This is a genomic window from Methylobacillus draconifructus, from assembly GCF_045984355.1.
Classification (GTDB): Bacteria; Pseudomonadota; Gammaproteobacteria; order Burkholderiales; family Methylophilaceae; genus Methylobacillus; species Methylobacillus flagellatus_A.
Map to the genome: position 1 here is coordinate 576,295 of NZ_JBJQII010000001.1, position 14,112 is coordinate 590,406.

A 14,112-nucleotide genomic window follows, 5' to 3' on the forward strand; every position below is an offset into this window, starting at 1 on the left:
ATTTATTTTGTGGGAGGAGCCACGTAATGCTGATTCAAAGCCATATCGTCGACCTGGAAACCCCAACCGGCATCATGCGCACCTTTGTGCATCGTCCTGCCGGCGAAGGCCGATTCCCTGCGATCCTGTTCTACTCCGAGATATTCCAGCAGACCGGCCCGATCGAGCGTGCCGCACGCTTCCTGGCAGGCCACGGCTACGCTGTGCTGGTGCCGGAAGTCTTCCACGAACTCAACCCGATCGGCACCGTGCTCGCCTACGACGATGCGGGCCGCGACAAGGGCAATGCCGACAAGTCGACCAAGGACGTGCAGGGCTACGACAGCGACAACCGTGCCATGATCGAATGGGTACAAACCCAGCCATGGTTCAACGGCAACATCGGTGCCGCAGGTTTCTGTATTGGTGGCCATCTTGCATTCCGCGCCGCCCTGCAACCTGAGGTCAAGGCCACCGCCTGCTTCTACGCGACCGACCTGCATACCCAGGTCATCCCCAACAAGCCGGGCCAGCACAGCATGGAGCGCCTGGCCGACATCAAGGGCGAGCTGCTCATGATCTGGGGCAAACAGGACAACCACATCCCCACCGCAGGCCGCGTGCAGGTTTACCAACAATTGACGGACGCAGGCCTCAGCTTCACCTGGCACGAGTTCAACGGCCAGCACGCCTTCATGCGCGACGAGGGCGAGCGCTATGATCCACAGCTCGCCGCCACAGGCTACCAGCTGGCCTTGCAGCTGTTCAGCAATACGCTGTAAGCAAAACTCAAAACCGCAGCTTCATACCTGCGGTTTTTTATTATCTGCATTTTCCAATTTGATCATCGTCTCTAACCCCGACAAGCTGCATATTCGAATCCCATACTTGCGGCCATTTGCAAATCGATAACTGATAAAATCAAACAAAAATTAAGGCTTAACCAAGGGAGAAACAGATTGGCAAGAATGTGGATGATACGGGGAGATGGCGGAAGCCTTTACGAGGCCTTCAGAGAAAACAATATCGCCGCAATCGGTTGGAGCCAATTCGCACAGCATGCAAAACCCGGCATTTCCCGCAAGCAATTAATTGCCCTCTACGAACAAATAGAGCCTCACGCAAAACCAGGCACCATTATTTCTGGCGCATCGCAGGTCTGGCGATTTGTGAATGAAATCAGTGTCGATGATTGGGTTATTACCTACTCTCCTATCAATCGTACTTATCTGGTCGGCAAAATTCTCAGTCAGTCTGAATATCACCAGGACTTAGCAGATCAAGGCATGGCTCTTGTGCGGCAGGTAAAATGGCAAGCTCAAGAGTTGGCCCGTGATGATTTAAGCACCCCCAGTAAAAACAGCCTCGGCTCGACCATGACTGTTTTTGAAGTTCCTGCAATAGTGATAAATGAAATCCTCGGAATATTGCAAGGCACATCTCAACCCACCGAAGCTGCAACAGATGACATCATTGATGACCCGCTTGCAGATATTGACTCCCAAGCCCTTGAGCGAATCAAAGACCTGGTCAACAAGCTGGATTGGGATGAAATGCAACAACTCGTTGCAGGCATCCTGCGCGCCATGGGCTACAAGACCCAAATATCCCCTCCCGGCTCGGATCGAGGCAAGGATATCGTCGCCTCACCAGACGGTTTTGGTTTCGAGCACCCGCGCATCGTCGTAGAGGTCAAACACCAAAAAGGACAAATAGGCAGCCAGGACATTCGCAGCTTTCTGGGAGGCCGCCATAAAGATGATCGTGGGTTGTACGTCAGCACAGGCGGATTTACCAAAGATGCCCAATACGAAGCCGACCGTGCCTCCATCCCGCTAGCGATGTGGACGCTGGATCATGTGGTACGCGGCCTGATCGAGCACTACGACGGTACCGACGCCGAAACCAAACGAATCGTGCCGCTCAAGCGGCTGTACTGGCCAGCTTGAACTTGCCGAGAAAACACTTCGCGAATGCCAGGACACAACCAGTGCTAGCGAACTTATGTATTTTGGAACAAGAAGATTTTTGATGAATGTCCATACACACGAAGCACTGAAAAGCACCATCTGGGAGATCGCCAACCGACTGCGCGGCCCCTACCGGCCACCTCAATATCGTCTGGTCATGTTGCCGATGGTGGTGTTGCGCCGCCTGGATTGCGTGCTGGAGCCAACCAAGGACAAGGTACTCAAACAATACGAAAAGCTGACGGCACAGAACATGCCGGAAAGTGCGATGGAGCGCTTGCTTGGCCGCGCAGCGGACCCCCACCGCAATCATCCGCTCTACAACACCAGTCCATTCACCTTCGAGCGGTTGCTGGGCGACTCGGAGAATATTGCACCGAACCTCGTCTCCTACATCAACGGCTTCTCCCCCACGGCGAGAACCATCTTCGAGCGGTTCAAGTTCACCGACCAGATCGAAAAGCTCGATGCCAGCAACCGGCTGTTCACCATCGTCAAGGCTATGGCCGATGTGGACCTGCATCCTGACCGCATTGACAACCTGCAAATGGGCTACCTGTTCGAGCATCTGGTGATGCGCTTCAACGAACAGGCCAACGAAGAAGCGGGCGATCATTTCACTCCGCGTGAAGTCATCCGCCTGATGGCGAATCTCGTCTATACGGGTGAGAAGGACGTCTACACCCCGGGCATCTTCCGCACCATCTACGATCCGGCCTGCGGTACCGGCGGCATGTTGTCGGAATCGGAAAAGTTCATTCTGGATCAGAACAGCAGCGCTAACCTGCGACTCTACGGTCAGGAATACAACGACGAATCCTGGGCCATCTGCTGCTCGGACATGCTGATCAAGGACGAGGACACCAGCAGCATCGTGCTCGGTGATACCTTGGGCGACGGCAAAACCCGCGACGGCTTCGAAGGCGAGAAATTCCACTACATGCTGGCCAATCCACCGTTTGGGGTGGAATGGAAGGATCAGAAGACGTTCGTTGAACGCGAACACAGGGAAATGGGTTTCTCCGGCCGTTTCGGCGCCGGGTTGCCCGCCATCAACGACGGTTCGTTGCTGTTCCTGCAACACATGATCGCCAAGATGCATCCCTACACGGCCGGGGATGAAAACGCTGTCGGCTCCAAGATCGCCATCGTCTTCAACGGCTCGCCGCTATTCTCTGGCGATGCAGGATCGGGGCCATCGAATATCCGCCGCTGGATTATCGAGAATGATTGGCTCGATGCCATCGTCGCTCTGCCTGATCAACTGTTCTATAACACCGGCATCTACACCTATGTCTGGCTGGTCACCAACCGCAAGGCGCCCGAGCGGCGCGGCAAGGTGCAGTTGATCGACGGCACACGGTTTTGTCAGCGCATGAAGAAAAGCCTCAACAACAAGCGCCACGAAATCACCGAAGATCAGATACGCGAACTGACTCGCCTCTACGGCAATTTCCGGGATGGCGAGACGGCAGAGGTCGTGATTGATCACAAGACTGGAGAGAAGGAAACCCGCGTCGTCTCCCGCATCTTCGAGAACCGCGAGTTCGGTTTCCTCAAGGTGACGGTGGAACGCCCTCTGCGCATGAACTTCGAGGCCAGCGCCGAGCGCATTGCGAGGCTGGACGCGCAATCCACCTTCGCCAACCTGGCGACCTCCAAGAAGCGCAAAGACGACCAGGCCGCCGCACGCGAGATCGAGGAAGGCCGCGAGCAGCAAGACGCCATCCGCAACCTGCTGGCCAGACTGGAGGCCAAAGGCCGCTATAGGGATCGCAAGGCGTTCGAAGCCGATCTGGACAGAGCCGCCAAAGCCGCTGGGGTGAAACTGGCGGGCCCCATCAAGAAGGCCATCTTCGCCGCACTGGGCGAGCGCGACCCGGAGGCTGAGATCTGCCGTGACGCCAAGGGCAGGCCGGAGCCGGACAGCGAACTGCGCGACACCGAGAACATTCCGCTGCCTGCAGGCACCATACTCCCACTGCCGATGGACTTTGGCCCGGACAAGCCCAATGACCGGTTGATCGAGACTTTTCGCGATGTGATCGACGCCTACATGGCGAAGGAAGTGCTGCCCCATGTGCCGGATGCCTGGGTCGATTACGATAAGACCAAGGTCGGTTACGAAATTCCGATCAACCGGTATTTCTACGTCTACAAGCCGCCGCGCCCCTTGCCAGAGATCGAGGCTGACATCCGGCAACTGGAAGGCGAGATTGCCAATTTGCTCAGAGGACTGCTGGCATGAGCAAGAGGGAGATTGTTCCTGCCACGCAAGGCGAACTGCTGATTTATCCGGCCGGAGGCAAAGCGGGAGGCATCCGTGTGCTGCTGGCCGGTGAAACAGTCTGGCTGACCCAGGCCCAGATTGCCGAGCTTTACCAGACCACGCCGCAGAACATCACCCAGCACCTCAAGGCCATCTACGCCGAAGGCGAACTGGAGGAGGCGGCAACCTGTAAGCCGTACTTACAAGTTCGCCAAGAGGGCGGACGAACCGTCTCCCGCAGCACGAAGCACTACCGGCTGGAAGCCATTCTCGCCGTCGGCTATCGCGTGCGCTCCGCGCGCGGCACCGAGTTCCGCCAGTGGGCCACCGCGCGCCTGGGCGAGTACCTGACCAAGGGCTTTGTGCTGGATGACGAGCGGCTCAAGGGCAATGCCAGCCCCACGGATTATTTTGATGAGCTGCTGGCCCGAATCCGCGAAATACGCGCCAGCGAGGCTCGGGTCTATCAGCGCATCCGTGAAATTTTCAAGCTGGCGGTGGACTACCGCGAGGGCGATCAAGCGACCCAGCGCTTCTTCGCCACCATGCAGAACAAGATGCACTACGCCGCCACCGGCCTGACCGCGGCGGAAATCATCCGCAAGCGTGCCGATGCCTCCAAACCCAACATGGGCGTCAACACCTGGAAGGGCAGCCACGTGCTCAAGAAGGACGTGGGCACGGCGAAGAACTACCTGGATGCACAGGAAATCGACACCCTCAACCGCATCACCGTGATGTTCCTGGATCAGGCCGAGTTCCGTGCCATGCGCCGGCAGGACATCCGCTTGGCCGACTGGGATGGCTTTCTCGACAAGTTCCTGCGCGATACCGAACTGCCAGTGCTGGACCACGCCGGCAAGGTCAGCCGCCAGCAGGCGCTGGACTGGGCTGAAGATCAGTACGACGCCTTCGCCGAGCGGCGGAGACTCGAAGCCGAACGAGCAGCGGAGGCCCAGTATCTGGATGATTTACGCAGTGCAGCGGAAGCCGTCAAGTCAAGGCGCAAACCAGCAAGTGGTGTCCGAAAGGCATCAAAGAATGGGAGAAAGTCGTGATTTTTGCACAAGAAGAACAAAGGCAACGGCTGAAATGGGCCTTTGAAAGCTGTAAAAACGGCGCATGGGGCAGTGAGCCTGACGGAGAGAATGATGTTGTTTGCATCCGTGCAGCTGATTTTAATGGGCAGTCAGGCCGCTTGAATGATGGTGAGCGGACATTGCGAACAATTGAATCAGAGGTGCTCGACAAAATTGCGTTACGCCCTGGTGATCTTGTCATGGAGAAATCGGGCGGTGGTGAAAAGCAGCTCGTTGGTCGGACGGTGTTGTTCGGAGATGATCGCCCTAGTGTCTGTTCCAACTTCCTTGCTCGCTGCCGTCCTGCGAAAGGAGTTGATTCTGGCTATCTCAACTACCTGATGCTGGCAATTTATGTCGGACGTGGCACCTACCCACATATCAAGCAAAGCACTGGCATACAAAATTTAGACTTGGGTAGCTATTTAGATACTCGGGTCAATATTCCAGATATCCAGATACAGCAACGCATTGCAAGATTTCTGGATGAAAAGACCGCCCAAATCGACGGGCTGATTGAAAAGAAGCGCGCACTTCTGGATCGGCTGGCCGAAAAGCGCCAAGCCCTCATCACCCGCGCCGTCACCAAGGGCCTGAACCCCGATGCCCCCATGAAGCCCTCCGGTATCGACTGGCTAGGCGATATTCCGGCGCATTGGAATATAACCAATCTACGTTGGATCACCCATCGAATAAAAACAGGACCGTTTGGTGCTCAACTGAGATCAGATGAATTCGTCGAAAACGAAATTCCTGTCATTAATCCAAGTGATATCTCGGATGGGAAAATTATTCAAAATATTCACAACACCATAACAAACGAAACGGCTAAGCGACTCGCAGCGTACAGCATGAGAATTAATGACATTATTTTTGCCAGACGCGGTGAAATGGGTCGCTGTGCACTTGTTGTAGAGGAGCAGGATGGTTGGCTTTGTGGGACAGGATGCATTGTTGTTACTCCTGACACAAATATCATTTTGCCTAGGTTTATTGAGATATTACTCGGTTCAAATTTTTCGCAGGAATGGTTTTCCCTAAATAGCGTTGGGGCAACAATGGCAAATCTAAACGAAGAAATTCTCGGCCTATTCCCTCTTATTGTTCCACCAGTTCCTGATCAAATATCGATTACTCAGTACATAGATCAAAATATTGAGTACGAAAATGGCCGGGCCGACAAGGTTCAGCAAAGCCTTAAATTACTTCTTGAGTACCGGGCCGCCCTCATCACTAGTGCTATTACCGGCCAACTCCCGGAACTCAATGGATAAGGAGCTTGCCGATGTCCGGCCACACCGAACACGATTTTGAGACCGCCATCGAAGCCGGACTGATCGGCACAGGCGGCTATGCCAAGCGCTTGCCCACTGATTACGATGAATCGCTGGCGCTGTTTCCCGATGACGTGGCCGGCTTCCTGCAAGACAGCCAACCCACGAGATGGGCGCAGCTCGAAGCGCTGCTCGGTACCAAGACCGAAGCCACAGTGCTCGACAGCCTTGCCAAGGAACTGGAGGTCAAGGGCACGCTGCACGTGCTGCGCCACGGCTTCAAGTGCTACGGCAAGACCTTCCGGCTGGCGTATTTCCGCCCCAACTCGGGCATGAACCCGGAGGCGGCCACGCTGTATGCTGCCAATCGGCTGACCATTACACGGCAAGTATCTTTCACCTCGGTGATGAAGAACGCTGATGGCAAGAATCGCCGCTGCATCATCGACGTGACGCTGAGCCTGAACGGCTTGCCGGTAGTGACGGCGGAATTGAAAAACCCGCTGACCGGTCAGCGCGCGGCGGATGCGATGCGCCAGTACTGCGAGGCACGCGACGAACGCGATCTGCTGTTCGCCTTCAAGAAACGCGCCCTGGTGCATTTCGCGCTGGACCCGGACGAGGTGTGGATGAGCACGCGCTTGAAAGGCAAGGAGACGGTATTCCTGCCCTTCAACCGGGGCCACAACCACGGCGCGGGCAATCCGCCCGTGGAGGGCAACTGGAAAACCCATTACCTGTGGGATGAGGTATTGCAGACCGACAGCCTGCTCGACATCCTGCAACGCTTTATGCATCTGGAGGTGAAGGAGCGGCAGGTCAAGACCGACAAGGGTGCGCGCACCATCCGCAAGGAAACGATGATTTTCCCGCGCTACCACCAACTCGATGCAGTGCGCAAACTCGTTTCCCACGCGCGTGCGAATGGCGCGGGGCGCAATTACCTCGTGCAGCATTCGGCAGGTTCGGGCAAATCCAACTCCATTGCCTGGCTGGCGCACCGGCTCGCCAGCCTGCACGATGCCCAAGACCAGAAAGTATTCCACTCGGTGGTGGTGGTCACCGACCGGCGCGTACTCGACCAGCAGTTGCAGAACACCATCTACCAGTTTGAGCACAAGACCGGTGTGGTGGAGAAGATCGACGAGGATACGCAGCAACTGGTACGCGCCTTGTCGCAAGGCACGCCGATCATCATCACCACCATCCAGAAGTTCCCTTTCATCTCGCAGGCGCTCTCCACGCTCGAGAGCAAGGGCGCAGGCGTGAAGATCGACACGGCAGGCAAGCGCTTTGCCGTGATCGTGGACGAGGCGCACTCTTCACAAAGCGGCGAGACAGCAACCGCACTGCGCGGCATGCTGAACCGGGACGGCATCGAGGCCGCGATTGCCGCGCAGATGTCGGACGAGGAGGACGACGATCTGTCTGCCGAGGCTAGGGCGGCGCTACTGCGCGATGCGCTCAAGCGTGCACGTCAGCCGAACCTGTCGTTCTTCGCCTTTACCGCCACGCCGAAGTTCAAGACCAAAGTATTGTTCGACGAACCGGGACCGTCGGGTACCTCACCGTTCCACGAATACACCATGCGGCAGGCCATCGAAGAAGGCTTCATCATGGACGTCTTGCAGAACTACACGACCTACAAGCGCTTCTTCGGCCTCATCAAACAGGTGGAGAACGACCCGGAAGTTCCACGCAAGAAAGCTGCCAAGGCGCTGACCCGCTACCTGGAATTGCACCCGGTCAACATCGAGCAGGTGGTGTCAGTGATCGTGGAGCATTTCCGGCTTTACGTGATGCACGAGCTTGGCGGGCGGGCCAAAGCGATGGTGGTCACCGGCTCACGGCTGGCAGCCGTCAAGTACAAGCTGGCGTTCGATCGCTACATCAAGGACAACGGCTACACCGGCATCCGCTCGCTGGTGGCCTTTTCAGGCACGGTGGAAGACCCGGAAAATCCTGGTGCATCGTGGACCGAAGTGTCCATGAATGATGGGCTGGCCGAAAGCGAACTGCCCGAGACCTTCGAACGTGACGACTACCGCGTGCTGCTGGTCGCCGAGAAGTACCAGACCGGCTTCGATCAGCCGCTGCTGCAGACCATGTATGTGGTGAAGAAGCTGGCCGGTGTGCAGGCGGTGCAGACCCTCTCGCGCCTCAACCGCATGGCGCCGGGCAAGGCGCGCACCTTCGTGCTGGATTTCGCCAACGAGGAAGACGATATTTACAAGGCGTTCAAGCCCTACTACGAAGCAACGCCCATTGGTGAGAATGCCGATCCACATCGGCTCTCCGAGTTGCAGCACAAACTGCTGGAATGGGCCATCTTCGCGCCTGCCGATGTGGACGCCTTTGCCGAGGTTTGGTACCGGCCCAAGCGTGAGCACTCGGCCAGCGACCACCGTGCGATGAATGCCTTGCTGGATCTGGTGGTGCAACGTTTCCGCGAACGCGAGGCACACGAGCAGGAGGAATTCCGCGGGCAGCTCACCGCCTACCGGAATCTGTACGCCTTCCTCTCGCAGATCATTCCCTATCAGGACAGCGAGCTTGAAAAGCTGTACGCCTTCGTGCGCAACCTGATCGCCAAGCTGCCACCCCCGGGTGACGGGCAAGTATTCGTGCTGGATGACGAGGTGGCTTTGCGCTACTTCCGGCTGCAGCAGATGACCGAAGGCTCTATCGAACTAAGCAAAGGTTATGCGGATATGTTGAAGGGGCCGACCGATGTGGGCACCTTGCGTGTGGCTGAGGAGCCGGTGACTTTGTCGAGCCTGGTAGACAAGCTCAATGAACGTTTCGGCACCGACTTCAATGAGGCCGACCAATTGTTCTTCGACCAGATTCGCGCCACGGCGGAGGGCAACGAACAGATCATCGAGGCTGCTCGTGCCAACAATCTGGGGGATTTCTCATCCTATCTGGAACGTGCACTGGATGAGTTGTTCATCGACCGGATGGAAGGCAACGAGGAAATCTTCTCGCGCATCATGACCGACAAGGCTTTCCGTTCGGCTGCCCACGAGCATCTGGCATTCGAAATCTTCCGGCGTGCGCGAGAGGTTGCAGGGAAATAACAGAAAAAAACTGCTCAGCAACAGCGCCCCTGAATTTCTTATGTTTACCGACTTCGGCTCGTGCTGCTGCAACACAATGTCATATCCTCATAATATTTAGTATTTTGAGTTGAATATAAAAAAAGGAAAACGCGCTGCACATTTATTAACTGACAACAGGGAGCAACCATGAAAAGGATCGCGATCTTTGCCGACGGCACCTGGAATTCGCCCGAGCAATCCCAACCCACCAACGTGCTGCATATGGCGCAGGCGGTCAGCCCGAACACGGGCGGCACAGAGCAGGTGGCGTTCTACGACTGGGGCATAGGGTCTGACGGGAACAAGATCACCGCAGGCATCACCGGCGCCGGGATAGACAAGAACATCATGGATTGCTACCGCTTCATCGTGCACAACTACGATCCCGGCGATGAGCTGTATTTCTTCGGCTTCAGCCGCGGCGCCTACACCGTGCGTTCGCTGGCGGGCTTCATCCGCAACAGCGGCTTGCTCAGGCGGGAGCATGCGGGCCGCATCGGCGAAGCCTACAAGCTCTACCGCAAGCGCTCGCGCAACAGCGGCCCAGGCGCGCCGGAAGCCACCGCATTCCGCCAGGCCTACGCCGTGGCGGATATCACCCATATCGAATTCGTCGGCGTCTGGGATACAGTGGGAGCGCTTGGCATCCCCATCCCGTTCTGGGGCACGCTGGGCGAGCGCGAATTCCTGTTCCACGATACCGAGCCCAGCAAGATCATCCTGCACGCCCGCCATGCCGTGTCGATTGATGAAAATCGCAAGGATTTCGAGCCGACATTATGGAGCGAGAAACCTGGGCTGGACTTGAAACAGGTCTGGTTCGCAGGTGTGCATTCCGATATCGGCGGCGGCTATCCCCAGCCCGGTTTAAGCTATTGCGCGGCCCAGTGGATGATCGCGGAAGCGGAACAAAGCGGACTAATTTTTGAACCTCACCTCAAGAATGCCATCCAACCTGATGCACATGACCAGCAACACAATGAGCGCAAAGGTATCTACCTGGCCCGCGAAGAGCATGTCCGTACCATCTCTGGGCCAGTTCACAAGTCGGTCAAGCAACGCTGGGAAGCCAATACAGACAACTACCGTAGCAAGAGCAAGGCCCTTGCGCGGCTGCTCGATGGAGCGGGCGGCGACTGGAGCAGGATAGCCGTGGTCTGATTCAATACGCTAACCGCTTGCCGCGCGTGAAAACGCCTTGCGCTCAGAACAAGCGACTCACAAAACTCAGCCTGTCAGCCTAGCTAGCCAATCGTCAACGGCATAAAGGCAATGCGACCGATAGTTTTGTCAGCCGCTCTACATAATAAATAAAGGAGCAGCAGTGGCATTACCTCAACGCGACTTCAAGAAAAACAACGGCCATGCGGTTGCCATTTTCGGCGAGGTGCTCGCCGATGTCTTCCCCGACGGAAGCGTGCTGGGCGGCGCACCGTTCAATGTAGCCCGCCACCTGCAGGCCTTCGGCCTGCATCCCGTCATGATCACCCGCATTGGCCAGGATGACCTCGGGCGCGAGCTGCTGGACGAAATGCAGCGCCTCGGCATGGATACCAGCGGCGTGCAGGTCGACCCGCTCAACCCGACCGGGCAAGTCAAGGTCCGCCTCTCCCCCAAAGGGCATCAATTCGAGATCCTGCCTTCCCAGGCATATGACTACATCCATGCCGGGGTGACGCATATGGTGACCATGGCGACCAAGCCCGACCTGGTGTATTTCGGCACCCTGGCCCAGCGCAATATGGAATCGCGCCTAGCCGTAGATAACTTCCTCAACTACGGCACCAGCCCGCGCTTCCTCGACATCAACCTGCGCGACCCTTGGTACGACAAGCATACGGTGCGCCGTTCCCTGCTGCGCGCCGACCTCGTCAAGCTCAACAACGAGGAACTGGCTACCCTGGTGAAAATGCTGCGGCTGCCTGGACGCACGCCGCATGAACATGCTGCCGCGCTGATCAAGCGCTTCAATCTCGACCTGCTCCTAGTGACGGAAGGCGAACACGGTGGATGGTTAATGGATGGGGCCGGGCAGGTCATCACCGTCGACGGCACCGAGCCGCCCAAGACCTTTGTCGATACGGTGGGCGCCGGCGATGCGTTCGCCTCGGCCTTTATCCTCGGCATACTCAAGGGCTGGCCTGCCGACGTGACCCTCGCGCGCGCCAACCAGTTTGCCGCCGCGCTGTGCGGAGTACGCGGGGCGGCGCCGTCCTCGATGGAGTTTTATGCGCCATACAAGAAGGAATGGCAACTATGAGCGCGCCCGACGAACGTCCTATCTATATCCTGATGATCAGCATGCACGGGCTGATCCGCTCGGAAAACCTGGAGCTGGGCCGCGATGCCGACACCGGTGGCCAGATCACCTATGTGGTCGAGCTCGCTCGCGCGCTGAGCAAGCACCCGATGGTGGAAAAAGTCGACCTGCTCACGCGCCGCATCGATGACGACAGCCTGCCGGCGGACTACAACATCCCTGAAGAGCAGCTCGAGCAGAATGCCCGTATCGTCCGCCTGCCTTGCGGCCCCAAGCGTTACCTGCGCAAGGAATCCCTGTGGCCGCACCTGGACCAAATGGTGGACCAGTGCCTGCACTTCCTGCGCAACCAGGGCGGACGGCTGCCCGACCTGCTGCATACCCACTACGCCGATGCGGGTTATGTCGGGCAACAATTATCCTTGCTGCTCGGCATCCCGCAGGTGCATACCGGGCACTCTCTCGGCCACTCCAAGCGCGAGCGCCTGCTTGCCTCGGGCCGCAAGGCATCCAGCATAGAGCGCCAGTTCAATTTCGAGCGCCGGATTGCCGCGGAGGAAGCCGTGCTGGAACACGCTTCCATGATCATCACCAGCACGCAGCAGGAGATCGACGAGCAATACAGCCTGTATCGCCACTTCGACCACCAGCGCTTCCGTGTCATTCCGCCCGGTACCGACACCACGCGCTTCTCGCCGCCCGGCCGCAGGAAAATCGCTTCGGAATTACAGGAGAATATGGACCGCTTTTTTTCCGATCCCGACAAACCGCTGATCCTGACCATTTGCCGTCCGGAGGTACGCAAGAACCTCAAGGGCCTGGTCGCCGCCTTTGGCGAAAGCATGGAACTGCGGCAACAAGCCAACCTGCTGATCGTGGCGGGCACCCGCGACGACATCCGCAACCTGGAAGAGTCGCAACAGCAAGTCATGCAGGAGCTGCTGCTGGATATCGACCGCTACGACCTCTGGGGCAAGGTCGCCATCCCCAAGCACGTATCCCAGGACGATATCCCCGAGCTTTACCGCCTCGCGGCGCGCCGCCGCGGGGTCTTTGTCAACGCGGCCCTCACCGAGCCGTTCGGCCTCACGCTGATCGAGGCCGCCGCCAGCGGCCTGCCGTTTGTCGCGCCGGACGATGGCGGCCCGCGCGACATCGTGCAGAACTGCCGCAGCGGCCTGCTCGCCAACACATTGGAGAGTGGCGCAATCGCCGAGGCCCTGCAGGAAGTGCTGTCGGACAAGAAGCGCTGGCGCACCTGGGCCAAGAACGGCCTGGCGGGCATCAGGCGCCACTACAACTGGCCGGCCCATGTGAACACCTACATGAAGCAGGTGCGCCACGTGTTGCGGCGAGACCGCAAGCGCTGGCGCCGCCAGTTGGTCATCACGCTGGATTCGGGCAAGGCCTACATGCCGCTGGTCAATTCCGCGCTGATCAGCGACATCGACAACACCTTGCTGGGCGACAGACGCTCGCTGCGCCAATTGGTGAACTGGCTCAAGGAGCGCAAGGGCAAGTTTGCCTTCGGCATCGCCACGGGCCGCACCATCGATAGCGCGGTCGATATCCTCAAGCAATGGCAGGTCCCCGTCCCGGAAGTGCTGATCACCTCCGTCGGCAGCGAGATCCACTACGGCGCGCGCCTGATCCCCGATACCGGCTGGGCCAACCATATCCGCCACAAATGGCGCCGCGACGCGCTGGAGGAAGCCATGAAGGATTTCCCGGGATTGACGCTGCAATCCCAGGAGAACCAGCGGGAGTTCAAGCTCAGCTACATCGCGGACCCGGACAAGATGCTGCCGGTCGAGGAAATCAACCGCCGCCTGCGCGACCAGCAATTATTCGCGCAATTGATCTATTCGCACAACGAGTTCCTCGACCTGTTGCCCATCCGCGCTTCCAAGGGCCATGCCATCCGCTATCTGGCTTATAAATGGGGCGTGCCGGTCCGGCACTTCCTGGTGGCCGGGGATTCGGGCAACGACCACGAAATGCTGGTGGGCGACACGCTGGGCGTGGTGGTCGGCAACCACAGCGAAGAGCTGGACGAGCTGCGCGGCATGGAGCAAGTCTATTTCGCCCAGGGACGCTATGCCGCCGGCATCCTCGAGGGCATCGCCCATTACCGCTTCGATGAAATCGAGCCCATTCCCGTTAACGAGCACTAGCATCAT

9 protein-coding genes are annotated in these 14,112 nt (G+C 58.0%); all 9 read left to right on the plus strand.

Features of this window, described 5'->3' with window-relative positions; translation table 11 throughout:
* Positions 1–26 precede the first annotated feature (26 nt).
* The 9 genes from ACJSDX_RS02705 to ACJSDX_RS02745 all read left to right on the plus strand — a co-directional run bounded on the left by ACJSDX_RS02705 (position 27) and on the right by ACJSDX_RS02745 (position 14,106).
* A complete protein-coding gene (locus ACJSDX_RS02705; RefSeq protein WP_407993375.1) occupies positions 27–761 on the plus strand; it encodes a dienelactone hydrolase family protein in 735 nt (244 codons plus the stop codon).
* Positions 762–947: 186 nt separating this feature from the next.
* On the plus strand, positions 948–1,928 hold the full coding sequence (locus ACJSDX_RS02710) for a restriction endonuclease (RefSeq protein ID WP_407993557.1): 981 nt from the start codon (positions 948–950) through the stop codon (positions 1,926–1,928).
* An 82-nt stretch (positions 1,929–2,010) separates the two neighbouring features.
* Entirely contained in the window at positions 2,011–4,197 is a 2,187-nt protein-coding gene (locus tag ACJSDX_RS02715) for a type I restriction-modification system subunit M (protein ID WP_407993376.1), read from the plus strand.
* Positions 4,194–5,276 carry a virulence RhuM family protein gene (locus ACJSDX_RS02720; RefSeq protein ID WP_407993377.1) on the plus strand — a complete coding sequence of 361 codons (1,083 nt, stop codon included), beginning with the start codon at positions 4,194–4,196 and terminating at the stop codon, positions 5,274–5,276. Before ACJSDX_RS02715 ends, ACJSDX_RS02720 begins: the two co-directional genes overlap by 4 nt.
* Complete coding sequence (locus tag ACJSDX_RS02725; protein ID WP_407993378.1) at positions 5,273–6,571, plus strand: restriction endonuclease subunit S; 1,299 nt, start codon at positions 5,273–5,275, stop codon at positions 6,569–6,571. The genes ACJSDX_RS02720 and ACJSDX_RS02725 overlap by 4 nt, the downstream gene beginning before the upstream one ends.
* Before the next feature lie 11 nt (positions 6,572–6,582).
* Entirely contained in the window at positions 6,583–9,651 is a 3,069-nt protein-coding gene (locus tag ACJSDX_RS02730) for a type I restriction endonuclease subunit R (protein ID WP_407993379.1), read from the plus strand.
* A gap of 168 nt (positions 9,652–9,819) precedes the next feature.
* Positions 9,820–10,833: a T6SS phospholipase effector Tle1-like catalytic domain-containing protein gene (locus tag ACJSDX_RS02735; protein ID WP_407993380.1), complete on the plus strand. Its 1,014-nt coding sequence runs from the start codon at positions 9,820–9,822 to the stop codon at positions 10,831–10,833.
* Between the two features lie 163 nt (positions 10,834–10,996).
* On the plus strand, positions 10,997–11,932 hold the full coding sequence (locus ACJSDX_RS02740) for a carbohydrate kinase family protein (protein ID WP_407993381.1): 936 nt from the start codon (positions 10,997–10,999) through the stop codon (positions 11,930–11,932).
* On the plus strand, positions 11,929–14,106 hold the full coding sequence (locus ACJSDX_RS02745; protein WP_407993382.1) for an HAD-IIB family hydrolase: 2,178 nt from the start codon (positions 11,929–11,931) through the stop codon (positions 14,104–14,106). The genes ACJSDX_RS02740 and ACJSDX_RS02745 overlap by 4 nt, the downstream gene beginning before the upstream one ends.
* The last annotated feature ends 6 nt before the right edge of the window (positions 14,107–14,112 follow it).